General features: G+C 39.2%; 20 protein-coding genes and 1 other annotated feature. Of the genes, 18 read left to right on the top strand and 2 right to left on the bottom strand.

The window, feature by feature from the left end; genetic code table 11:
- Positions 1-12: 12 nt before the first annotated feature.
- From leuB to yihA, 9 genes are all read left to right on the top strand, one after another.
- A complete protein-coding gene (gene leuB, locus ACFX4R_RS15230) occupies positions 13-1,122 on the top strand; it encodes a 3-isopropylmalate dehydrogenase (RefSeq protein ID WP_013059372.1) in 1,110 nt (369 codons plus the stop codon).
- Between the two features lie 58 nt (positions 1,123-1,180).
- Positions 1,181-2,596: a 3-isopropylmalate dehydratase large subunit gene (gene leuC / locus ACFX4R_RS15225; RefSeq protein ID WP_013059371.1), complete on the top strand. Its 1,416-nt coding sequence runs from the start codon at positions 1,181-1,183 to the stop codon at positions 2,594-2,596.
- A gap of 14 nt (positions 2,597-2,610) precedes the next feature.
- Positions 2,611-3,201, top strand: coding sequence for a 3-isopropylmalate dehydratase small subunit (leuD, locus tag ACFX4R_RS15220; RefSeq protein ID WP_162215004.1), 591 nt, complete (start codon positions 2,611-2,613; stop codon positions 3,199-3,201).
- Between the two features lie 101 nt (positions 3,202-3,302).
- On the top strand, positions 3,303-4,304 hold the full coding sequence (locus ACFX4R_RS15215) for a tetratricopeptide repeat protein (protein ID WP_043976072.1): 1,002 nt from the start codon (positions 3,303-3,305) through the stop codon (positions 4,302-4,304).
- 221 nt (positions 4,305-4,525) lie between these two features.
- Positions 4,526-5,812 (top strand): trigger factor, encoded by a 1,287-nt coding sequence (gene tig / locus ACFX4R_RS15210; protein ID WP_016765666.1) that lies wholly within the window; start codon positions 4,526-4,528, stop codon positions 5,810-5,812.
- A gap of 384 nt (positions 5,813-6,196) precedes the next feature.
- Entirely contained in the window at positions 6,197-7,462 is a 1,266-nt protein-coding gene (gene clpX / locus ACFX4R_RS15205; protein ID WP_013059367.1) for an ATP-dependent protease ATP-binding subunit ClpX, read from the top strand.
- A 151-nt stretch (positions 7,463-7,613) separates the two neighbouring features.
- Positions 7,614-9,281, top strand: a complete 1,668-nt coding sequence (gene lonB, locus ACFX4R_RS15200) for an ATP-dependent protease LonB (protein ID WP_029320070.1) — start codon at positions 7,614-7,616, stop codon at positions 9,279-9,281.
- A 259-nt stretch (positions 9,282-9,540) separates the two neighbouring features.
- On the top strand, positions 9,541-11,865 hold the full coding sequence (gene lon, locus ACFX4R_RS15195; protein WP_016765665.1) for an endopeptidase La: 2,325 nt from the start codon (positions 9,541-9,543) through the stop codon (positions 11,863-11,865).
- Positions 11,862-12,449: a ribosome biogenesis GTP-binding protein YihA/YsxC gene (gene yihA / locus ACFX4R_RS15190; RefSeq protein ID WP_013059364.1), complete on the top strand. Its 588-nt coding sequence runs from the start codon at positions 11,862-11,864 to the stop codon at positions 12,447-12,449. Before lon ends, yihA begins: the two co-directional genes overlap by 4 nt.
- 93 nt (positions 12,450-12,542) lie before the next feature.
- Here yihA and ACFX4R_RS15185 read toward each other — a convergent pair whose 3' ends face one another.
- The gene (locus ACFX4R_RS15185) at positions 12,543-13,028 is read right to left on the bottom strand and encodes a LiaF transmembrane domain-containing protein (RefSeq protein WP_013059363.1); all 486 of its coding nucleotides are present in this window, start codon (positions 13,026-13,028) and stop codon (positions 12,543-12,545) included.
- 329 nt (positions 13,029-13,357) lie between these two features.
- Between ACFX4R_RS15185 and hemA the strand changes: the two genes are divergently transcribed.
- From hemA to ysxE, 8 genes are all read left to right on the top strand, one after another.
- Entirely contained in the window at positions 13,358-14,698 is a 1,341-nt protein-coding gene (hemA, locus tag ACFX4R_RS15180; protein WP_013085134.1) for a glutamyl-tRNA reductase, read from the top strand.
- A gap of 14 nt (positions 14,699-14,712) precedes the next feature.
- On the top strand, positions 14,713-15,546 hold the full coding sequence (locus ACFX4R_RS15175; protein WP_025750612.1) for a cytochrome C assembly family protein: 834 nt from the start codon (positions 14,713-14,715) through the stop codon (positions 15,544-15,546).
- Positions 15,547-15,559: 13 nt separating this feature from the next.
- On the top strand, positions 15,560-16,492 hold the full coding sequence (gene hemC, locus ACFX4R_RS15170; RefSeq protein ID WP_043976077.1) for a hydroxymethylbilane synthase: 933 nt from the start codon (positions 15,560-15,562) through the stop codon (positions 16,490-16,492).
- A complete protein-coding gene (locus tag ACFX4R_RS15165) occupies positions 16,492-17,265 on the top strand; it encodes a uroporphyrinogen-III synthase (protein WP_043976079.1) in 774 nt (257 codons plus the stop codon). The genes hemC and ACFX4R_RS15165 overlap by 1 nt, the downstream gene beginning before the upstream one ends.
- A 17-nt stretch (positions 17,266-17,282) precedes the next feature.
- Positions 17,283-18,263, top strand: coding sequence for a porphobilinogen synthase (hemB, locus tag ACFX4R_RS15160; protein ID WP_043976082.1), 981 nt, complete (start codon positions 17,283-17,285; stop codon positions 18,261-18,263).
- Positions 18,264-18,279: 16 nt separating this feature from the next.
- A complete protein-coding gene (gene hemL / locus ACFX4R_RS15155; protein WP_377569898.1) occupies positions 18,280-19,569 on the top strand; it encodes a glutamate-1-semialdehyde 2,1-aminomutase in 1,290 nt (429 codons plus the stop codon).
- Between the two features lie 147 nt (positions 19,570-19,716).
- A complete protein-coding gene (spoVID, locus tag ACFX4R_RS15150) occupies positions 19,717-20,880 on the top strand; it encodes a stage VI sporulation protein D (protein WP_377569896.1) in 1,164 nt (387 codons plus the stop codon).
- 77 nt (positions 20,881-20,957) lie between these two features.
- Positions 20,958-22,007, top strand: a complete 1,050-nt coding sequence (gene ysxE, locus ACFX4R_RS15145; protein ID WP_025750608.1) for a spore coat protein YsxE — start codon at positions 20,958-20,960, stop codon at positions 22,005-22,007.
- An 11-nt stretch (positions 22,008-22,018) separates the two neighbouring features.
- Here the strand turns inward: ysxE and ACFX4R_RS15140 are convergent, their stop codons facing one another.
- Entirely contained in the window at positions 22,019-22,216 is a 198-nt protein-coding gene (locus ACFX4R_RS15140) for a hypothetical protein (RefSeq protein ID WP_013059354.1), read from the bottom strand.
- A 230-nt stretch (positions 22,217-22,446) separates the two neighbouring features.
- Positions 22,447-22,691, top strand: a binding site (T-box leader).
- 82 nt (positions 22,692-22,773) lie between these two features.
- Between ACFX4R_RS15140 and ACFX4R_RS15135 the strand changes: the two genes are divergently transcribed.
- Positions 22,774-25,416: a valine--tRNA ligase gene (locus ACFX4R_RS15135; RefSeq protein ID WP_013059353.1), complete on the top strand. Its 2,643-nt coding sequence runs from the start codon at positions 22,774-22,776 to the stop codon at positions 25,414-25,416.
- The last annotated feature ends 5 nt before the right edge of the window (positions 25,417-25,421 follow it).

Raw genomic sequence — 25,421 nt, 5'->3', positions numbered from 1 at the left:
GGAGAGACCACCATGACAAAAAAAGTCGCTGTATTACCGGGTGACGGCGTAGGAACAGAAGTAACAAAAGGCGCTGTTGCTGTTTTAAAAGCAATTGGAGAGCGCTTTGATCATCAATTTGAGTTTACGTATGGACTAATTGGCGGAGCTGCAATTGATGAGGCGGGCACACCTCTTCCAGAAAGTACAATTGAGACTTGTAAGCAGGCGGATGCTGTATTACTTGGATCGGTTGGAGGGCCAAAATGGGATCGTAACCCTTCACATTTGCGACCGGAAAAAGGTTTGCTAGCTATTCGAAAAGAACTGGATTTATATGCTAATCTTCGTCCGGTGACGTTTTATGATAGCTTAGCGGATGCCTCTCCTCTGAAAAAAGAATACATTGAAGGTGTTGACTTCATTATCGTCCGTGAGCTAACAGGAGGCTTATATTTTGGTAAGCCTAGCGAGCGTCGAACAGAAGGAAATGAAGAAACAGTTGTCGACACATTATTTTATAAGCGTACAGAAATAGAAAGAATTATTCGCCAAGCATTTGATACGGCTGTAAATCGACGTAAAAAAGTAACGTCTGTTGATAAAGCGAATGTGCTTGAGTCTAGTAGAGTGTGGCGTGAAGTAGCTGAAGAAGTAGCAAAAGACTACCCGGATGTAGAGCTTGAGCATATGCTTGTAGATTCAGCTGCTATGCAGTTAATTCGTAATCCGAAGTATTTTGATGTAGTGGTAACTGAAAATATGTTTGGTGATATTTTGAGTGATGAGGCTTCTATGCTGACAGGATCGTTAGGAATGTTGCCATCTGCGAGCTTAACGGCTGATGGTCCGTCTCTATACGAACCGGTTCACGGTTCTGCACCAGATATTGCTGGTCAAAACAAAGCTAATCCGATTGCTGCTATTTTATCTGCAGCAATGTTGCTTAGACATTCGTTTGGATTAGAAAAAGAAGCAGCAGTGATTGAACAAGCAGTTGAAAGTGTATTACATGCAGGTCATCGAACAGCTGACTTAGCAGACGGTAATCATTATTTAGGTACCGATAAAATGGTGGAGGCGATAACTGCGGTAATTGCCAATGATTCTGCCATTTCAAGCATTATGACAGCTTACAGTTAATCATGCGTTTCTCACGTTTTGTGAGAAACGTTTTTCATAATCAGAAAGGAGGAGCAGTATGAAACCAAAAACAATTATTGATAAGCTTTGGGAACAACATGTTGTACGTCGAGAAGAGGGGAAGCCGGACTTATTATATATCGATCTTCATCTTATTCATGAAGTAACGTCTCCTCAAGCATTTGAAGGTCTTCGCGTGGCAAATCGCCAAGTGAAGCGTCCAGACTTAACGTTTGCTACAATGGATCACAACATTCCAACGGTTGACCGTTTTAATATTAAAGATCCAATTGCAAAGAAACAAGTAGACAAACTATCTGAAAACTGTCATGAGTTTGGTGTGAAGCTTTTAGATTTAACAAGTGAAGAGCAAGGAATTGTGCATATCATTGGACCGGAATTAGGATTAACTCAGCCTGGAAAAACCATTGTGTGCGGAGATAGTCATACATCTACTCACGGTGCATTTGGAGCGCTTGCTTTTGGGATAGGAACGAGTGAGGTAGAGCATGTTTTAGCAACACAAACGCTATGGCAAGCGAAACCAAAAACGCTACAAGTGAAAGTGAATGGCAAAAAGCAGCCTGGCGTTTATGCTAAGGACATTGTGTTAGCAATAATTCAAAAATTCGGCGTGAATTTTGGAACGGGTTCAATCGTGGAATTTACGGGCGAATGTATTCGCGATCTTTCAATGGAAGAGCGCATGACCATTTGTAATATGTCTATTGAAGCCGGTGCAAAAGCTGGTTTAATCAGTCCAGACGATGTCACGTTCTCTTATATTAAAGGACGTCAGTATGCTCCTAAAGGAGAACAGTTTGAAAAAGCAGTGGAAGCTTGGGCAGCTTTAGCAACAGATGAAGGTGCAACGTACGATGAAACGCTGGAAATTGATGCAGATACAATTGAACCTGTTGTAACATGGGGAACAAACCCGGCGATGAGTTCTTATGTTAGCAAGCAAGTTCCTACATTAGAAGAGTGTAAAACAGAAGCTGAGAGAAAGTCTTTGTCACGAGCACTTGAGTATATGGGCTTACAGCCTGGCATGGCAATAGAAGAGATTCCAGTTCAGCATGTATTTATCGGTTCATGTACGAATGCTCGTTTGTCTGATCTTCGTGACGTGGCAGCCTTTATTAAAGGAAAGAAAGTGTCACCAGATGTGCGAGCGATCATTGTACCAGGTTCTCAAAAAGTAAAGCGAGTGGCTGAAGAAGAAGGGTTATCTGCTATTTTTATTGAAGCAGGTTTTGATTGGAGAGACTCAGGCTGCAGCATGTGTCTAGGTATGAACTCTGACTTAGTTCCACAAGGCGAACACTGTGCGTCCACTTCTAACCGCAATTTTGAAGGACGTCAAGGAAAAGGCGCCAGAACGCATTTAGTAAGCCCGGTAATGGCAGCAGCGGCAGCGGTATATGGACATTTTGTTGATGTGCGCAAACTACAAGAACAAGCGGTGCGATAAGGAGGAGAACACAGATGAATGCTTTTACAATCCACACAGGGAAAGTAGCAGGTCTCGACCGAGCAAACGTAGATACTGATCAAATTATCCCAAAGCAATTTTTGAAAAGAATTGAGCGTACTGGGTTTGGCCAATTTCTATTTTTTGATTGGCGATATAATGAAGATGAAACGTTAAATGAAACGTTTGAATTAAATCAGCCTCAAAATCAAGGAGCAACAATTCTTGTAGCTGACGAGAACTTCGGATGTGGTTCGTCACGTGAACACGCGCCATGGGCGCTTTTAGACTATGGGTTTCGTGCCATTATCGCACCTTCATTTGCGGATATTTTTAAACAAAACTGTCTAAAAAATGGTATTTTACCTATTGTTTTACCAAAAGAAGATGTTTCCTATTTAATGAAAGAGTCTCAAAGTGCTTCTTACGCCTGTACAATCGATCTTCATCAGCAAAAAATTACCGATGAAGCAGGCTTTGAACGTACGTTTGATATCAATGGCCATTGGAAATATATGCTTTTTAACGGATATGATGAAATTGGCTATACGCTTTCTTTTGAAGACGACATTTCTGCTTATGAAGCAAAAACGGTAAGATATTAACCAAAAATCGAGCAAAATGATGATTTTGCTCGATTTTTTTGCGTTCCGTTAACCGAATTGCTAAACTGTAAAGCAAATGGACCGCGAAGTGGGGAGAAAACATGTCGAATGAACAACAAAACAAAATTGTAGCTTTTCCTCTATTAAAAGAACGGTTGGTTGAAAAAGCTACAGATCATATGCAGCACAAGCAGTTTCAAGAAGCACTTCCTTTATTTGAGCAGGCCTATGAACTTGATAATAAGCATCATGAAATTTTACTTGGTCTTGTTATTTGTCACGTGGAGCTCGGTGATGCAGGAATAGCTAAAGAATTGTGTGAGCAAATGCTGAAAGAAGATATTGGCGATTATTATCATAATTTGCAAATGTACCTCATGGTGTTAATTCAGCTTGGTCACTATCATGAAGGATATGTCACTCTACAAGCAGTTATTCAAGAACACAAACTCCCTTCTGAACATGCTGAACAGCTTTATCAGCTATTGGAGTTCTGCAAGAATAGAATGAATCAAGAACAAGTCATAGAAGAACAAACAGAAGAAGAACAGCTAGAGCAGTTTAAATCATTCACAGCTCTAGACAATATTCAAGATCAGCTTGAATGGGTTCATTCATTAAAAACAAAGAGAATTGAAAAGCAGCGCTTCTTTCTGGAACAGCTATTTTCATCTGAAGCTGTTCACCCTATCGTAAAAACAGTCGCTTTAAAAACAGTCATGGAAGAAGAAGTAGACATTGATTTTATGATTAGTAAGTTTGGAGAGACGAAAAAAGTAAATGCGCTTCAGCTTCAACGAACAACACCGTATTTGTTTGCCGAGCAAGTAGAAGCGCAGCTGACGGAAAAGCTGGAGCATGAAAATCCTACATTGCTGCAGGTTGCCGTTGAAATATGGCAGCGTCATTTATTTATTACATTTCCGTTTTTACCGGGTGATAATGTAAAACTTTGGACAGAAGCGGTGTATGCTGTTAGTCTGATGATGCAAGGAGAAGAGTCAGATGTAGCTGTAGCAGAGGAAGATGGAAGTTTCTCCGCAGCTGAATTAAGAAAGGCAATTAAAGAGCTAAAAGAAATTGAAGAAATTTCTTTTATATAAAATGTGGTGTTTAGTTGAAACGTCATTGTTGTATGTTATAATATAATGGTTGTAAAATGCACTTAAATACGTATAGTAGAATTTCATCTTTACATTACATTCCTACTTACTTTAAAGTAATAGGGAGTTAAATAGATAATGATTGAGGGTTGAACTGATAGGCTATCTGCATTATCTAGTTTAGAAATCACTACTTAAAATGATTTTGGAGGGAAACATTCATGTCTGCAAAATGGGAAAAACAAGAAGGAAATCAAGGCGTTTTAACAGTAGAAGTTGAAGCTGCTGAGTTTGATAAAGCCTTAGATAAAGCATTCACAAAAGTTGTAAAACAAGTAAACGTACCAGGGTTCCGTAAAGGTAAAATGCCTCGTCCACTTTTCGAAAAACGTTTTGGCGTAGAATCTTTATACCAAGATGCACTAGATATCTTATTACCTGAAGCTTACAGCAATGCAATTGTTGAAGCTGGTATCGAGCCGGTTGATCGTCCAGAAATCGATGTTGAAACAATCGAAAAAGGACAACCTCTAGTTTTCACTGCTAAAGTAACTGTTAAGCCTGAAGTTAAATTAGGCGAATACAAAAACTTAGAAGTAGAAAAAGTAGATACAACTGTAACAGACGAAGACGTTGAAGCTGAATTAAAAACACTTCAAGAGCGTCACGCTGAACTAGTTGTTAAAGAAGAAGGAACTGTAGCTGAAGGTGATACAGCTGTAATCGACTTTGAAGGTTTCGTTGATGGCGAAGCATTCGAAGGCGGAAAAGGCGAAAACTATTCTTTAGAAATCGGTTCTAACACATTCATCCCTGGCTTTGAAGAGCAACTAGTTGGTCTTGAAGTAGGCGCTGAAAAAGAAGTGGAAGTAACATTCCCTGAAGAGTATCACGCTGAAGAGCTAGCTGGTAAAGCTGCTAAATTCAAAGTGAAATTACACGAAATCAAATCTAAAGAGCTTCCAGCTTTAGACGATGAGTTTGCAAAAGACGTAGATGAAGAAGTAGAAACTTTAGAAGCGTTAAAAGCAAAAACAAAAGAAAAATTACAAAGCGATAAAGAGAATCAAGCGGAATCAGCTCTTCGCGACACTTTAGTAGAAAAAGCTGCTGAAAATGCTGAAGTAGAAATTCCAGAAGCAATGTTCAACACTGAAATGGATCGTATGATGCAAGAGTTTGAACAACGTTTACAAATGCAAGGTCTTAACCTTGAACTTTACTTCCAATTCTCAGGTCAAGATGAAAAAGCTCTTCGCGACCAAATGCGTCCGGATGCTGAAAAGCGTGTGAAAATCAACTTAACGCTAGAAGCTATTTCAAAAGCTGAAAATCTTGAAGTAAGCGAAGAAGAAGTAGAAAAAGAATTAGAAAACATGGCAGGAATGTACAACATGCCTGTCGAAGAAATTAAGAAAGTGCTTGGCAGTCTTGATAGCATTAAAGAAGACATGAAAGTACGTAAAGCAGTTGAATTTCTTGTAGAAAACAGCAAAGCTGTTGCATAATAGTAAGTAAGAAACAAGGCGCGACTTGATCGTGCCTTGTTTTATAAACTTCAATAGTTTTTTTATATCATAACCAACACCGTAGAAGCAGCTTTAACCCATTGTTTGAAATCCGTGGTTATGAAATAGGCCCAATAAGAGGACACTATATAATAGCAGATCTCCATTCTGTTATGCTCATCAACAACATATACATAAAACGTTTTAGTATCTATTCAAGAAAATGTATGGTAAAATGCAATACAAATCTTTTCATAGCGCTTTTACTATGTAATAAAGAGGGGCATTTACCTACAAATAGATGAGTTGTTCATGTTGTTGGGCTATAGCGCGGATAGAAATCAGCTTCGAGCACTTTAGTAAATACTACAAGGGGTGAAAATTATGTTTAAATTTAACGATGAAAAAGGGCAGTTAAAATGCTCATTTTGTGGTAAAACACAAGAACAAGTACGCAAGTTAGTTGCGGGTCCAGGTGTTTACATATGCGATGAATGTATTGAACTTTGCACGGAAATCGTAGAAGAAGAGTTAGGTACAGAAGAAGAAGTAGAATTTAAAGATGTACCAAAACCAAAAGAAATTCGTGACATTTTAGATGAGTATGTAATTGGTCAAGAGGATGCGAAAAAATCGTTATCCGTTGCGGTATACAACCATTACAAACGAATCAATTCAAACAGTAAAATTGATGACGTTGAGTTATCAAAAAGTAATATTGCATTAATTGGACCTACAGGAAGCGGTAAAACTTTACTAGCTCAAACATTGGCTCGTATTTTAAACGTACCGTTTGCGATTGCAGATGCAACATCTCTAACAGAAGCGGGTTATGTAGGAGAAGATGTTGAAAACATCTTATTAAAATTAATTCAATCAGCTGATTACGATGTGGAGAAAGCTGAAAAAGGCATCATCTACATCGATGAAATTGATAAAGTAGCGCGTAAGTCTGAAAATCCATCTATTACACGTGATGTATCAGGTGAAGGTGTGCAGCAGGCTCTTCTTAAAATCTTAGAAGGTACTGTAGCAAGCGTTCCTCCTCAAGGTGGACGCAAACACCCTCATCAAGAATTTATTCAAATTGATACAACAAATATCTTATTTATTTGCGGTGGTGCATTTGACGGAATCGAACCTATTATTAAGCGTCGTCTAGGTAAAAAAGTAATTGGTTTCGGTTCAGAAACAAAACAACAAGACTTTACAGAAAAAGAGTTACTAGCAAAAGTATTACCGGAAGATTTATTGAAATTTGGTTTAATTCCAGAGTTTATTGGTCGTTTACCGGTTACTGCTAGCTTAGTGCCTCTTGATGAAGAAGCGCTAGTTGAGATTTTAACAAAACCGAAAAATGCACTAGTGAAACAATATCAAAAAATGCTTGAACTTGATGACGTTGAACTTGAGTTCGAAGACGAGGCTTTAGTAGAAATTTCTAAAAAAGCAATCGAGCGTAAAACAGGTGCTCGTGGTCTACGTTCAATCATTGAAGGTATTATGTTAGATGTAATGTTTGATCTTCCTTCACGTGATGATATTACAAAATGTATTATCACAGGTGAAACTGTTCGTGATCAAGCGGCTCCTAAGTTCGTATTAGAAGACGGATCTACTATTCAAGAAGGCAGCAAAACATCAGCATAAAAAAGCCGGGTACTCAATTTGAGTACCCGGCTTTTTTTTGTTGATGAAGCACAACTAAATTTTACTTTTTACTAGAATCTTGTTTATTCCTACTGCTGCAGGGAGATAATAACTGATAATTATCTTACTAAACTGCGCAGGAGGTTTATCTATGAACTGGACGAATATTGCCTTAATGGTCCAACTCTTTTTTGGTATCATCATTGGCTTATATTTTTGGAATTTATTACGCAATCAGCGTACGCAAAAAGTCTCAATTGACCGGGATTCAAAGAAAGAAATGGAGCAATTGCAGAAAATGAGAGCCATCTCTTTAACTGAGCCGCTTGCCGAACGTGTGAGGCCGTCTAGCTTCTCCGATATTGTCGGACAAGAGGATGGAATTCGGTCACTAAAGGCGGCCCTTTGCGGCCCTAATCCACAGCACGTGATTGTATATGGGCCGCCTGGAGTAGGAAAAACCGCAGCAGCACGTCTAGTGTTAGAAGAAGCAAAAAAAAATAAAAAATCACCTTTCAAACAATCGGCTGTATTTGTAGAGTTAGATGCAACTACGGCGCGTTTTGATGAGCGAGGCATTGCTGATCCTTTGATTGGGTCTGTTCATGATCCTATTTACCAAGGAGCAGGTGCCATGGGCCAAGCTGGAATTCCGCAGCCAAAACAAGGAGCGGTTACAGATGCACACGGGGGGATTTTATTTATTGATGAAATTGGAGAGCTCCATCCTATTCAGATGAATAAGCTGTTAAAGGTTCTAGAAGATCGAAAAGTGTTTATGGAAAGCGCCTATTACAGCGAAGAAAACACACAAATCCCAACACATATTCACGATATTTTTCAAAATGGGTTGCCAGCAGACTTTCGTTTGATTGGTGCGACGACTAGAACGCCTAATGAAATTCCGCCTGCCATTCGTTCCAGATGCGTAGAGGTATTTTTCCGTGAGCTTGATCGCGACGAAATTATTACAGTTGCAAAAAAAGCAGCAAATAAAGTAAGAATGGATATATCAGAAGAAGGTTTATCTCTGTTTTCTACATATGCACGCAATGGACGTGAAACGGTTAATATGATGCAAATTGCGGCTGGATTAGCGATATCAGAGGAACGAACGGACATTAAAAATGAAGATATTGAATGGATTGTTCATTCTAGTCAACTATCTCCAAGGCACGATCCGAAAATTGCAGATGAGGAAAAAGTGGGACTTATTAATGGATTAGCAGTGTACGGGCCCAACTCTGGAGCACTTTTAGAAATTGAAGTCAAAGCGATTCCTGCAAAAGAGAAAGGGAACATTATTATTACAGGTATCGTTGAAGAGGAAAGTATAGGGACTCAAGGGAAGTCTATTCGCCGTAAAAGTATGGCTAAAAGCTCAATTGAAAATGTCATAACGGTTCTTCGTTCAATGGATGTTCCAGCCGATGAGTATGATATTCATGTAAACTTTCCGGGAGGCGTGCCAATTGATGGACCTTCTGCTGGTATTGCGATGGCAACAGGGATCTACTCAGCGATTTATGAAGTGCCAATTAAACATACGGTAGCAATGACAGGAGAAATTGGTCTGCACGGCAACGTAAAGCCAATTGGCGGTGTGATTCCAAAAATCAAGGCAGCAAAACAAGCAGGCGTTCAGACGGTGATTGTGCCAAAGGAAAATATGAATGCAATGGTAGAAAAGGTAAAAGGTATCGATATTATTCCTGTCCATCATTTAACAGAGGTGTTTGAACAAGCGCTATTGTCTGTACATGAGCATGTTGCACATTTGTCGGTAGATCCAGCTATTTCAAATAGAGAATCTAGCTAATTCTATCATGATAATTAAAAATTAATGGTCAGATGAATATTCATCGCCTTTTTCGCGTATAAAACCTTTATACACAGCCAACGAAAAAGGCGTTTTTTTATGAAAAGAGCTTAAAAAGATATGTTTTGCCTTTTAATTCTTTCTCATGGTACAATTAGTAATTACTATTGTTAGACATGTGTATACAAATGAGATAAAATTGTTAAAAGAATTCACACTTTACATACTTTAATTGACGAGCATTGGAGGTGTTCATTGCATGGCAGAAAAAGAAAAATTGACAATGCCGCTATTGCCTTTACGAGGTTTGATCGTCTATCCGACAATGGTGCTTCATTTAGATGTTGGGCGAGATAAATCTGTGCAAGCATTAGAAAAAGCAATGATGGATGATCACTTAGTTTGTTTAGTATCACAAAAAGATATGGGTATCGATGAGCCAACAAAAGAGGATTTATATAGAACCGGTACGTTAGCAAAAATTAAACAAATGCTAAAGCTGCCGAATGGAACGATGCGCGTCTTAGTAGAAGGATTAAATCGCGTAACCGTTACAGAATTTGAAGACAGCGAAGAATATTTTGTTGTGCACGTGGAAAAGCAAAACGAAGAACATCAGGTTGATGTAGAAGATAAAGCGCTGATGCGCACGCTTTTAGACTATTTCGAACAATACATAAAACTTTCCAAAAAGGTGTCCGTTGAAACTCTTTCAACCGTAAGCGACATTGAAGAACCAGGAAGATTAGCGGATATTGTAGCCTCTCATTTACCAATAAAAATTCAGCTTAAACAAGAAATTTTAGAAATAACTGATGTGAAGGAAAGATTAAATACGATCATTTCTCATATTCAAGACGAGCAAGAAGTTTTGCAGCTGGAGAAAAAAATTGGACAGCGTGTAAAGAAATCAATGGAACGCACTCAGAAAGAGTATTATCTTCGTGAGCAAATGAAGGCGATTCAAAAAGAGCTTGGAGACAAAGAAGGAAAGACAGGAGAAGTAGCAACACTTCGCGAAAAAATTGAAGCAAGTGGGATGACGGACCATGTCAAACAAGTGGCGTTTAAAGAATTGGATCGCTATGAAAAAATTCCTGCTACCTCCGCTGAAAGCTCAGTCATTCGAAATTATATCGAGTGGTTGATTGCGCTACCTTGGACAAATGAAACGGAAGATACGCTCAATATTCATAATGCTGAACAAGTGCTGAACGATGAGCACTATGGCCTTGAAAAAGTGAAGGAACGCGTATTAGAATATCTAGCTGTGCAGCAGTTGACAAAATCTCTTAAAGGCCCTATTTTATGTTTAGCAGGACCTCCTGGCGTAGGGAAAACATCCCTAGCCCGTTCAATTGCCACGTCTCTAGATCGTCATTTTGTACGAGTGTCTCTAGGCGGCGTGAGAGATGAGTCAGAAATCCGCGGTCATCGTCGCACGTACGTGGGAGCTATGCCTGGACGCATTATTCAAGGAATGAAAAAAGCAGGAACGATTAATCCGGTATTTCTGCTTGATGAAATCGATAAAATGTCAAATGATTTCCGTGGAGACCCGTCTTCTGCTTTGTTAGAAGTATTGGATCCTGAACAAAACCATAATTTCAGCGATCACTATATAGAAGAAACGTATGATTTATCAAAAGTGATGTTCGTGGCTACAGCCAATAACTTAGCTACGATTCCGGGGCCGCTGCGCGATCGAATGGAAATTATTCAAATTGCTGGTTACACGGAGCTGGAAAAACTTGAAATCGCGAAGCGTCACCTATTGCTGCGCCAACTAGAAAATCACGGATTGCAAAAGGGCAATTTGCAGATTCGCGATGACGCGTTAACAGCAATCATCCGTTTATATACGAGAGAAGCGGGTGTTCGTAACCTTGAACGCGAAATTGCTTCCATTTGTCGAAAAGCAGCTCGTATCGTAGTCTCTGGCGAGAAAAAACGCGTGGTGGTGACGGCCAAAACGCTTGAAGAATTCCTTGGCAAGCCTAGGTTCCGTTACGGACAGGCTGAGACGGAAGATCAAGTCGGCGTTGCTACAGGTCTTGCTTACACAACTGTAGGAGGAGACACGCTAGCCATTGAAGTAAGCTTGTCCCCTGGTAAAGGAAGACTAGTGCTAACTGGAAAACTTGGAGACGTGATGAAAGAATCAGCTCAGGCAGCATTTAGCTACGTGCGTTCAAATGCAGAGAAACTAGGAATTGATGAAAAGTTTTATGAAAAACATGATATTCATATCCATGTTCCAGAAGGAGCTGTACCAAAGGATGGACCTTCTGCAGGAATTACCATTGCCACTGCTCTAGTATCAGCACTAACGGGTAAACCAGTGCGTAGAGAAGTAGGAATGACAGGAGAAATTACACTAAGAGGTCGCGTATTACCAATCGGCGGTTTAAAAGAAAAGTCACTTAGTGCACATCGTGCCGGATTAACTAAAATATTAATCCCTCATGATAATGAACGTGATATTGAAGATATTCCTGACAGTGTACAAGAGGAATTAGACATCGTTCTTGTGTCACATGTGGACCAAGTATTGGAACATGCGCTAGTAGGAGAGGTAAAATGAAAGTAACTCAAGCCGATATTGTTATCAGTGCCGTACGCCCTGAACAATATCCTAAAGAAAACCTGCCAGAGTTTGCGTTAGCAGGCCGTTCAAATGTAGGAAAATCATCTTTTATTAACAAGATGCTCAATCGCAAAAGCTTAGCGCGTACGTCGTCTAAGCCCGGAAAAACTCAAACGCTTAATTTCTTTTTAATTAATGAAATCCTTCACTTTGTAGACGTACCTGGGTACGGGTTTGCAAAAGTGTCTAAAAAAGAGCGTGAAGCATGGGGGAAAATGATTGAAACGTATTTAACAAATCGTGAGCAGCTTAAAGCTGTGTTAATGATTGTTGATCTACGCCATGCTCCTTCAAAGGATGACGTTATGATGTATGAGTTTTTGAAGCACCATGACCTTCCCGTTATGGTTATTGCAACGAAAGCTGATAAAATTCCTAAAGGAAAATGGCAAAAGCACTTAAAAGTAGTGAGAGAAACGCTGGACTTAGATCCAAATGATGAATTAATTCATTTCTCATCTGAAACAGGTGAAGGAAAAGATAAAGCGTGGAAATCTTTGCAGTATCGCATGACTCACTAAACAAAGGAATAGAATCTAAAAAAATGGAACGTTTATCATCACTCTAACAGGAAGTGAGTCAAACGTTCCATTTTTTTAACTTGTTTACATAGATTACTTTCGTTTGAAAAATAATAAATATAGCCCAACTAGTAACAATAAAATAGGCCAGAAGGTTGTTAAATAATTTACGCCGTCTTCAACTTTTGGCAAAAATAGTTTAAGACGGTCTGAAAACATCATTAAAATGGCAATAATTAAAAGAGTGCCGCCTTGGAAAAAGCCTGATTTGGCTTTTCTAGCACTGAGTAAAAAGCTAATGGCCACCATAAAAACGACCATGCTAATATTCGTAGGCCAAAAGGGAATTTGTTCACTTACATAGAAATGAATACCTAAAGTGATTAATATGTAGCTTGCAAGCAAGTTTGAATGATCTTGAGATAAAGCAGACTCAGTTAACAGGGCTGCTCCTATTAAAATTAACAGTACAGGCCACGTGTATACCTTTGCTGCAATGCTCATATGTAGTTCATTCAGTAAGAAAAAGATTCCAAATCCAACTAGTAAGACACCAAAAAACATTGATTGCTTTTTCATAGTAACCTCCAGGTGTTTCAAAACAGAAAACGTGATAAAACGCTGCTTTTTTGATACAATTTATTACGGAATAACAGTTAATATCTTAACACATGTTTTCAAAGACTGTTCACATTTTTTTTTCGAATGACTTATAGAACATGTTATAATAGTTAGAGATAAGGCGAAGCTTACACCTGTGTAATGTACGCCGCTTTTTACGAATAGTAGAATGAAGAACGCCGGATTTTACGGGCAGTTATCTCACTGTAGCTCTTTGGGAATTTAGGGGTTACTGCCCGTCAAATTCGGATAAATAAGCACATTTCAATTATAGGGGGTATGTACAAATGCATATTATAGCAGTCGGCTTAAACTTTCGAACAGCCCCTGTTGAAATAAGAGAAAAGCTTAGTTTTAATGAGCAAGAACTAGCATCTGCCATGAAAACGTTAAGCGGCCAAAAAAGTATTTTGGAAAACATCATTGTTTCAACATGCAATCGTACGGAAATTTATGCTGTTGTTGATCAATTACACACGGGCCGTTATTATGTAAAAGCATTTTTAGCTGAATGGTTCGGAATAGATAAAGAAGAGTTCTCGCCTTATTTAACCATCTATGAAAATGATGGAGCCATCGAACATTTATACCGAGTAGCATGTGGATTAGATTCAATGGTGATTGGTGAAACACAAATTCTTGGACAAGTGCGTTCAAGCTTTTTGCTTGCTCAAGAAGAAGAAACAATTGGAACGGTTTTTAATCAGCTGTTTAAACAAGCTGTGACATTAGCCAAAAAAGCTCATCATGAAACAGAAATTGGTGCAAATGCAGTTTCTGTCAGCTATGCAGCCGTAGAGCTTGCTAAAAAGATTTTTGGAGACTTATCGTCCAAACATGTGTTGATTCTTGGTGCGGGAAAAATGGGTCAGCTTGCCGTACAGAATTTATATGGCAGCGGAGCTAAAAAAGTAACGGTAGTGAATCGAACATTTGAAAAGGCACAAGAGCTAGCAAACCGTTTTTCTGGAGAAGCCAAACCATTTGCTGATCTTCAACATGCTTTAAGCGAAGCAGATATCTTAATTAGTTCAACAGGGGCTAATGACTATGTAGTAACGAAACAAATGATGAGTGAAGCCGAGCGTACGCGTAAAGGTCGTCCATTGTTTATGGTAGACATCGCCGTTCCGCGTGACTTAGATCCAGAACTAGATGAGCTAGAGACGGTCTTTTTATATGATATCGACGATTTAAACGGGATTGTAGAATCCAATTTGCAAGAGCGTCAAAAAGCTGCGGATGAAATTGAAATTATGCTTGAAGCTGAAATTGTTGCTTTCAAGTCTTGGCTTGGTACATTAGGCGTTGTGCCTGTTATTTCTGCACTTCGTCAAAAAGCACTTACCATTCAAGCTGAAACGATGAAAAGCATTGATCGTAAGCTCCCAGATTTATCTGAGCGTGAGCGCAAAGTTTTAAATAAACATACAAAAAGTATAATTAATCAACTTCTTCGCGATCCAATTTTACACGCGAAAGAATTGGCTGGAGAGAAACATGCTGAAGAGTCTTTAGAGCTGTTCATGAAGATTTTTAATATTGAACAGGAAGTTGCTTTGCAAAAAGAAAAAGAAGAGCAGCTTCATACATCGATTACGTCTCATTCAGTAGCTTATCAGTCTTAAGTGAGGATTGAATAATGGTTGATATGGAATTAACCAGAATCTATGAATTGATTGTGATTTTATACGCGGCGAGCGTTTTATTATATTTTATTGATTTTGTACAAAATAACCGGAAGGCAAACTCGATAGCCTTCTGGTTACTTTCTATTGTGTGGGTTTTGCAAACAGCCTTTTTAATTTTACGAATGTTTGAGACGGGAAGGTTTCCTATTCTTACCGTTTCTGAAGGGCTGTATTTTTACGCGTGGGTCTTAATTACTCTTTCACTTGTGATTAATCGCCTGTTTCGCGTTGATTTTATGGTGTTTTTTACAAATGTGATTGGTTTCTTAATTATGGCTATTCATACGTTTGCTCCACTTGAAACATACACTGCTGTCCAGTCGGAGCGCCTTGTGTCAGAATTATTAATCATTCATATTACCATGGCTATTTTATCTTACGGCGCTTTTTCAGTCTCTTTTGTTTTTTCCGCTCTGTATCTTGTTCAGTATAATTTATTGAAAAAGAAGAAGTGGGGCAAGCGCTTGCTAAGAATTGAAGATTTAACAAAGCTAGATTACATGTCCTATGTATTAATTTTAATTGGTGTACCGCTGTTATTGCTTTCGTTAATCTTAGGAATCATATGGGCTTATATTAAATACGTAGATTTTCATTGGTACGATACAAAAGTGTTAGGTTCATTTTTAATGTTTGTTGCATACAGCGCTTACTTGTATGCTAGACTGCGTAGAGGTATTCAAGGAAAGGCAATCGCAATGTGGAATATTGGATTGTTCTTAGTCTTACTTATTAATTTCTTTTTATTTGGCAGTTTATCGAATTTTCACTTTTGGGGTTCGTAATTAGGAGGACAACATGCGAAAAATTATTGTCGGCTCTCGTCGAAGCAAACTTGCGTTAACACAGACCAAGTGGGTCATTGAACAGTTAAAAAAACAAGGTCTTCCTTTTGAGTTTGAAATTAAAGAAATGGTTACAAAAGGGGACCAAATTTTAAATGTAACGCTGTCCAAAGTAGGCGGTAAAGGTCTTTTTGTAAAAGAAATTGAACAAGCCATGTTAGATGAAGAAATTGATATGGCCGTTCATAGTATGAAAGATATGCCAGCTGTTTTGCCAGAAGGATTAACGATTGGATGTATTCCTTTACGAGAAGATCATCGTGATGCGCTTATTTCAAAAAATGGTGAACGATTTGAGGAGCTACCAAGCGGTGCTGTGATTGGGACAAGCAGCTTGCGTCGAGGGGCACAGCTTCTATCTATGCGTTCAGATATCGAAATTAAATGGATTCGAGGAAATATCGACACACGCCTAGAGAAATTAAAAAATGAAGATTACGATGCAATTATCTTGGCAGCTGCAGGGTTATCTCGTATGGGCTGGTCGAGAGATACGGTCACTCAGTACCTAGAGCCGGAAATAAGCGTTCCCGCTGTAGGACAAGGAGCTTTAGCTATCGAATGCCGAGAAAATGACCATGAATTATTATCGCTTCTTCAAGCTCTAAATCATGATGAAACCGCTCGTGCTGTTAGAGCTGAACGCGTATTTTTAAAAGAGATGGAAGGCGGATGCCAAGTGCCGATTGCGGGTTATGGGCGTATATTGAACGGCGGAAACATTGAGCTAACGTCGCTAGTCGCGTCTCCTGATGGCAAAACGATTTACAAAGAGCAAATTACGGGAAAAGACCCCGTTGCTATCGGTTCAGAAGCTGCTGAGCGCTTAACATCTCAAGGAGCTAAGCTTTTAATTGACCGTGTAAAAGAGGAGCTGGACAAATAATGAGTCATGAGGCTCCTCTTTTTTTAAAAAAAGTTTTGATTACAAGAGAAGCGAAGCAGGCTCATTCATTTGCAGCACAGATTAAAAAGCTTGGAGGCATACCTTTAAGCTTACCAGTCCTCACGTTCGCACGTTCTAACAATGAAAAAGAAGTGGAAGATGTCCTGCTGTCGATTGACTGTTTTGATTGGATTGTTTTTACAAGTCAAAACGGCATTTCTTTTTTCTTTGAATGGCTACAAGAGTTAAATATCAGTTGGAGTGCTTTAAAAAGATTAAAAGTGGCTGCGGTTGGAGAAAAAACCGCAAAATTGCTAGAAAAACATGATGTTAACGTGCAACTTGTTCCAAAAGAATACGTTGCGGAATCACTTCTTGAGTCGTTAAAAGCAAATGTGTCACATCACGAGCGAGTTCTCCTTGTACGAGGACAATTAGCCCGCTCTGTTTTAAAAGATGGCTTAAAAGACTGTGAGGTAACAGATTTAGTTGTATATCAGACCATTCGAAATCAAGACTCTGAACGCTTGGTTAAGCAACATTTAGAAACAGGAATTGATGCCATTACTTTTACAAGTTCTTCTACAGTGAGATTTTTTGTCGAGTCAGTTAAAGATATTCCTAATTGGCTTGAGCTTATAAATAGAACCAAAGTTGTTTGCATCGGTCCTATTACGAGTCAGACAGCGAGCGAATATGGAATTAAGCATCTTGTTCCTAACACATACACAATAAATGGTATGATAGATATGTTGGTTAGTTGTTTTGAATAATAAAGGAGGATTTTAACATGAAAGATTTACAATTTACACGTCATCGTCGTCTTCGTAATTCTGTAAATATGCGTGCGCTTGTACGTGAAACACATTTACATGCTGAAGACTTTATATATCCTATTTTTATTGTAGAAGGTGAACAAAAAAGAAATGCTGTAAAATCAATGCCAGGTGTGGATCAAATTTCTTTAGACTACTTGAATGATGAAATCCAAGAGTTAGTCGATTTAGGAATCAAGTCAGCTATGGTATTTGGTGTTCCCGCTGAAAAAGATGCGGTCGGCTCACAGGCATACCATGACCACGGAATTGTCCAAAAAGGTATTCGTCAAATTAAAGAAAGTTTTCCAGACTTTGTTGTTATCGCAGATACATGCTTATGTCAATACACAGATCATGGCCACTGTGGTGTAATTGAAGACGGAAAAATCTTAAACGATCCTAGCCTTGACTTATTAGCGCGTACAGCGGTCAGTCAAGCTAAAGCAGGAGCGGATATTATTGCGCCTTCAAACATGATGGACGGTTTCGTGGCAGCTATTCGCCACGGTCTAGACGAAGCTGGATTTGAAGATGTGCCCGTGATGTCTTATGCTGTTAAATATGCATCTGCTTTTTACGGACCATTCCGCGATGCAGCGCATTCTTCTCCTCAATTTGGAGACCGTAAAACATATCAAATGGACCCAGCCAATCGCTTAGAAGCACTTCGAGAAGCGGAATCTGATGTCGAAGAAGGAGCAGATTTCTTAATTGTAAAACCGGCTCTATCATATTTAGATATTATGCGCGATGTAAAAAATACGTTTAATTTACCGGTAGTAGCTTATAATGTGAGCGGTGAATATTCAATGATTAAAGCGGCAGCTCAAAACGGCTGGGTAAATGAAAAAGAGATTGTTCTTGAAAAATTAATTAGCATGAAGCGTGCAGGAGCGGATTTAATTGTAACGTATCATGCTAAAGACGCAGCACGCTGGTTATCTGACAAGTAATTAAGGAGGCTTACACATGAGAAGTTATGAAAAGTCAAAAGCAGCTTTTTTAGAAGCGCAGCAATTAATGCCGGGTGGAGTAAACAGTCCTGTTCGTGCATTTAAATCAGTAGATATGGATCCTATTTTTATGGAACGAGGAAAAGCCGCTACGATTTACGATATTGACGGCAACAAATATATTGACTACGTCTTATCATGGGGACCTTTAATTCACGGACATTCCAACGATCAAGTAGTTGAAGCAGTAAAAAAAGTAACGGAATCTGGTACAAGCTTTGGTGCACCAACATTAATTGAAAATGAGCTTGCTAAGGTTGTTATTGAGCGCGTTCCTTCAATTGAAATCGTCCGTATGGTGAGTTCAGGTACGGAAGCAACGATGAGCGCACTGCGTTTAGCACGTGGCTATACGGGCCGCAACAAAATTTTAAAATTTGAAGGCTGTTACCATGGACATGGTGACTCTCTTCTAATTAAAGCTGGCTCAGGCGTTGCAACGTTAGGCCTACCAGATAGCCCGGGAGTGCCTGAAGGAATCGCTAAAAACACGATTACAGTGCCGTACAATGATCTAGAAAGCGTACAATATGCTTTTAAAGAATTCGGAGATGACATTGCTGGAGTAATCGTTGAACCGGTAGCAGGAAATATGGGTGTGGTACCGCCTCAGCCAGGTTTCTTACAAGGGCTTCGTGATATCACATCAGAATATGGCTCACTGCTAATTTTTGATGAAGTAATGACAGGGTTCCGCGTAGCGTACAACTGTGCACAGGGATACTACAACATTATGCCTGACTTAACTTGCTTAGGAAAAGTAATCGGTGGCGGTTTACCAGTAGGTGCTTACGGTGGTAAAGCTGAAATTATGGAGCGAGTTGCACCAAGCGGCCCGATTTATCAAGCAGGTACATTATCAGGTAATCCGCTTGCGATGACAGCTGGATACGAGACGTTAACGCAGCTGACACCTCAATCCTACGATGAGTTCATTCGTAAAGCAGATCGCTTAGAAGAAGGATTGATGGCAGCAGCTGAAAAATATGATGTGCCGTTTACGGTAAACCGAGCTGGTTCAATGATCGGTTTCTTCTTTACAAACGAACAGGTAATAAATTACGAAACAGCGAAAACATCGAATTTAGATTATTTTGCAGCTTACTATCGTGAAATGGCTAATGAAGGCGTGTTTTTACCTCCTTCTCAATTCGAAGGAATGTTTTTATCAACTTCTCATACAGATGCAGACATTGAACATACAATTGCAGCAGCTGAAAAAGCCTTTTCGAAGTTACGTGGATAAACAGATAAATAAGATTGACTTTTATATCAAAGCTTACGGAGTATTCCGTAAGCTTTTTTAGTTTTAAAGACATATTTTAATTTATTTGTTCATACATCTTTAATGACCGCGCTATTACCTGGCGGGTGTTGGAAGGGGGAGAACAATTTGTCGCAGGATAATTTATCATGTCTGCGTTTTTCCGTAGAAGAATCAGTATGGTTTCAAAAAGGACAGGAAGTCTCACAACTTTTGTCTATCTCCTTAGAGCCTCAAGTATCTATTCAAGAATATGACCAATACGTGTCTATTCGAGGAGCATTACAATTAACAGGTGAATACGAAACGTACGAGGGAGAGCACTCGTTACGCGAATATACAAATGAGAATCAAGTGCAATCTATCTCTGTCCGTGAAGACGGAACGGCTGAATTATCACATCAATTTCCTGTTGATATTACCATTCCTAAAAATCGTATTCAAAGTATTGAAGACGTATATGTATCTATTGATTTATTTGATTATGAATTGCCAGACACAAATCAGCTGCAGCTAATGGCTGACTTGTCCATCACAGGATTGTACGGAGAACAGCATGAGGAACGAGAAGAAGAGGAAGAGTTTTCGGAGGAAAAGCACATCGTCTCTTATGAAGAAGTGGACGATGCTGAAGAGGTATATACTGAAAACGTTGCTCAAGAAGAAGAAGAACAAGAGTTTGACGTAAGCTATCGTGAAGCTCCCGCACTTTTAGAGGCAGAGGCTATTGAAGAAGAGCATTCAGAAGAGCATTCAGAAGAGCATTCAGAAGAGACCCCTAGTTATTTTTCATCTGTATTTAAAAAAGAATCTCGTGCTGAGCCGGTTGTGGAATATGAAGAGGAAGCATATGAACCATTTGAAGTCGAAGTGAAAAAAGAGGCCCAAATCGAGGAAGAAAGAGAAGACAATGTGATTGAACTGTTTCAGCTTCGTCAAGAGCAAGAAAGCTTCGAAGAATCGCAAGCTAGTGAATTGAATACGTATGGTGACGTTCAACAAGAGGCTGAGCAAGAAGAAGCTGAACAAGAAGAGGAAAAGATTATTGTTGAATTTCGGAAAGAAGAAAATGAAAGCGGCCGAAATGAAAACGCCCTTTATTTAACAAAGCTCTTTTCGCGGGAAGAAGAAGCTTTTTCAACGTGGAAGCTTTGTATTGTTCAAGACGGAGATTCGCTTGATACGATAGCAAACCGCTATAATACGAATGTACAAAACATTTTACGAGTGAATAATTTAGAAGATGAATATGAGCTGGAAGAAGGAAGCATCTTAAATATTCCCGTTCGTTAAAGTCGGAAAGAAAACAGTTTTGACGCATATAATGTCTTAACTGTTTTCTTTATTTTTTACGAGGAAGGAGAATATAGATGCAGCGGACAGTAGCAGACTACAAAGTATTGTTAAAAGAATATGACTTAGATGTTGACTTTATCGAAGACTACGGAAAAGTAAAAAAAGTCTATACGAAAACCGGCGTATTTGCGCTTAAAGAAATGGCGAATCATCAAGAACGAAATCAAAACTTCATTCAAAAGCTGCAGAACGTGTATCAAAAAGGATGGATGGGATTTGTCCCTATTTATCAAACAAAGCGTTCTCAGCCCATTGTTTCAGATGAAAGCGGCTCGTATTACTTAATGCCGTGGCTCCCAAATAATCCGACCGAAGAGCGTGATATTCGATATCATAAATTATTTCAAGAGCTTGCTAAGCTTCACGGCGCTTCGGCGCAGGAAGTAGAAGTGAAAAAAGAAGATATAGAAAATCATTATACATCGATGAAAGAAACGTGGGAGAAACGTCAGGAAGAGCTGAAGCAGTATGTAGCAGAATGCGAGAAAAAAATCTATATGTCCCCGTTTGAATTGCATTACTGTACGTTTTATTATGAAATGACAAGAGCGCTTGAATTTGGTTTTGGAAAGCTCGATCAGTGGAACGATGAAATGGAAGAAAAGGAAAAGATCCGGCTGGTTACGTCTCATGGAAAGCTATCGGCTAAACATTTTATCTATGATGAACGGGGAAATGGTTTTTTTATTAATTTTGAACATGCAAAAGATGCTTCACCGATTTATGATTTGGTCTCATTTTATTTCCGTACTCTTCGCACATACCCAGTAACTACCTATGACAGCTATGAGTGGTTTAGTACGTATGAAAAACATTTTGCTCTCAGAGAAGAGGAACGGCTGCTTTTACACAGTTATTTGGCGTTTCCAGAACCCTTGTATCAGTGTATCGTTCAATATAGGCAGCATAAAGAAAGTAAAACAGAGCTTGAACATATGCAGTCATTTATTCGAGCATACTGGCTGACGAAAAACATTGAACAGCTCAATATTAAAATATTTGAAGTAGATCAGCAAAAAAAAATGGCAGCGGAAGCAGCTGCACAAGCCCAAGCGAACGAATAGCGCTTGGGTTTTTAAATCCAGTCCGAATATAAAGCAACCGCTAGTATGGCAAGCAGTGCCAACAACAGTACATCAAAGGTTGTAGGGAAAAATAGTGTACGTATACCTTGAAAAATTGTTAAAGGAACAATAAACTGTCCACAAGCCGCTCCTGCTGTTTTGAGCCACCGCTGCAGCTGATACGAATTTACATTTATTCGTTTCTTCATTTGTACATGCCCCTTTCAATCCACGTGCCCAGGTTAAAGTAAGTATATGAAAAAAGAAAGAAATGGTGTCATTTTTTTGAGCGGACTCTTCATTTTATTTCCAAAATTAGCGAGTGAATGAAAAAATAAAGAGCAGAACAAAAAAATTATGAATATAATCGTAAAAAAGTGGAGAAGATTATTGACGATTCAACATTTTTTCATATAGTATAATTAAGAGAAATTCATACATAAATACAGTGAATAGGAAGAGTACGGGATGTTCGTCTTTCAGAGAGAGAAATCAGCTGCTGTGAGATTTCTTAAGAATGTGCACTCGGAATGTCGCCTATGAGTAGCTTTTTTGAACAGCTGCATAGCTCAGTAGAAAAAGCCGGTTAATCAACCGTTATGAAATGAAGTGTATAGGCTTATCAAACGGGATACGTCTATAAAAAAAGGTGGTACCGCGAAATCAACTCCTTTCGTCCTTTTATTAGGAAAGGAGTTTTTTTATGTTTATAAAAGCTTTACACAGTTTCTAAAGACTGAAACTTTATATTATGGAGGTATACATTATGTCTGAAAAAGAAGTGACTCTTCCAACGAAGTATGATCCAAAAGCCGTTGAAGAAAATCGTTATCAGTATTGGTTAGACGGGAAGTTTTTTGAAGCAACAAATGACCCTGAAAAAGAGCCATATACAATTGTAATTCCACCCCCAAACGTAACGGGCAAGCTACATTTAGGCCACGCTTGGGATACAACGTTACAAGACATCTTAACGCGTATGAAGCGCATGCAAGGCTATGACGTTTTATGGCTTCCTGGCATGGACCATGCGGGGATTGCAACGCAGGCAAAAGTAGAAGAAAAGCTTCGCAGCGAAGGGAAAAGCCGCTACGATCTAGGCCGCGAAAATTTTGTAGCCGAAACATGGAAATGGAAAGAAGAATATGCAAGCTTTATTCGCCAGCAGTGGTCGAAGCTAGGACTTGGCTTAGACTATTCACGCGAGCGCTTCACGCTTGATGAAGGCCTTTCTAAAGCAGTGCGCGAAGTATTCGTAACGCTTTACAAAAAAGGGTTAATCTATCGCGGAGAATATATTATTAACTGGGATCCAGCTACAAAAACAGCTCTTTCAGACATCGAGGTTATTTACAAAGATGTACAAGGTGCGTTTTATCATATGCGCTATCCGTTGGCAGATGGTTCTGGACATATTGAAATCGCAACAACTCGTCCTGAAACAATGCTAGGAGATACGGCTGTAGCTGTTCACCCTGAAGATGATCGCTATAAGCACTTAATCGGCAAAAAGGTTGTCCTTCCGATTGTAGGTCGTGAAATTCCAATCGTAGGCGATGATTATGTAGATATGGAATTCGGTTCTGGTGCGGTGAAAATTACGCCTGCTCATGACCCGAACGATTTTGAAATTGGAAACCGCCATAATTTAGAGCGTATTTTAGTGATGAATCAGGACGGTACGATGAATGACAAAGCAGGTAAATATGAAGGAATGGATCGTTTTGCTTGCCGTAAGCAAATTGTTAAAGACCTTCAAGAAGACGGTGTATTGTTCAACATTGAAGACCACATGCATTCAGTAGGTCACAGTGAACGAAGCGGTGCCGTTGTTGAACCTTATTTATCAACTCAATGGTTTGTAAAAATGCAGCCGTTAGCAGATAAAGCAGTAGATCTTCAAAAGCAAGAAGAAAAAGTAAACTTCGTGCCTGATCGTTTTGAAAAGACATACTTACACTGGATGGAAAATATTCGCGACTGGTGTATTTCGCGTCAGCTTTGGTGGGGACATCGCATTCCAGCTTGGTATCATAAAGAAACTGGAGAAGTATACGTAGATCATGAGGCTCCAGCAGATATCGAAAACTGGGAACAAGATTCAGATGTATTAGATACATGGTTCAGTTCAGCGCTATGGCCATTCTCAACAATGGGCTGGCCCGATGTGGATGCAGCTGATTTCAAACGCTACTACCCAACAAACGTGCTTGTAACAGGCTACGATATTATTTTCTTCTGGGTATCTCGCATGATTTTCCAAGGTCTTGAATTTACGGGTAAACGTCCGTTTGACGATGTACTCATTCACGGTCTTGTACGAGATGCTGAAGGTCGTAAAATGAGTAAATCACTTGGTAACGGTGTAGACCCAATGGAAGTAATCGAGAAATACGGTGCAGATTCTCTTCGCTACTTCTTATCTACAGGAAGCTCACCAGGACAAGATTTACGCTTCAGCTTTGAAAAAGTCGAAGCGACGTGGAACTTTGCAAATAAAATTTGGAATGCTTCTCGTTTTGCATTAATGAACATGGACGGCATCACATTTGAAGAGCTTGATTTATCAGGCGAAAAGTCAGTTGCTGATAAATGGATTTTAACGCGCTTAAATGAAACGATTGAGCACGTAACAAAATTAGCTGACAAATATGAATTCGGTGAAGTTGGACGTATTCTCTATAACTTTATTTGGGATGATTTCTGCGATTGGTACATTGAAATGGCTAAACTTCCTCTTTACGGAGAAGATGAAGCAGCTAAAAAGACAACTCGCTCAATTTTAGCTTATGTACTTGATAACACAATGCGACTTTTACATCCATTCATGCCGTTTATTACCGAAGAAATTTGGCAAAGCTTGCCGCATGAAGGCGAATCGATTACAGTAGCTAAATGGCCGGAAGTACGCCCTGAGCTTTCTGATAAAGAAGCTGCTAACGATATGCGTTTACTTGTAGATATTATCCGCGCTGTTCGTAACATTCGTGCTGAAGTGAACACGCCGATGAGCAAACAAGTAAAATTATTTATCAAAGCTAAAGATGAAAATATTCAAAGCCAGCTCGAAAAGAACCGTGCGTATGTAGAACGTTTCTGTAATCCAAGTGAGCTTGTGATTTCAACAGATGTTTCATTAGATGAAAAAGCGATGACTGCTGTTGTAACAGGCGCAGAATTAATTTTACCTCTTGAAGGTTTAATTAATATCGAAGAAGAAATCGCGCGTTTAGAAAAAGAATACGACAAGTTAAACAAAGAAGTAGAACGTGTACAAAAGAAATTAAACAACCAAGGCTTTATTGCAAAAGCGCCTGCTAAAGTAGTAGAAGAAGAGCGTGCAAAAGAGCAGGATTATGTTGAAAAACGCGAAGCTGTTCAGTCTCGTATTGCTGAATTACGCGGATAATCGAC

It is taken from the genome of Priestia sp. YIM B13490, assembly GCF_042787735.1.
Lineage (GTDB): Bacteria > Bacillota > Bacilli > Bacillales > Bacillaceae_H > Priestia > Priestia megaterium.
This window is presented reverse-complemented; position numbering and strand designations above follow the sequence as displayed.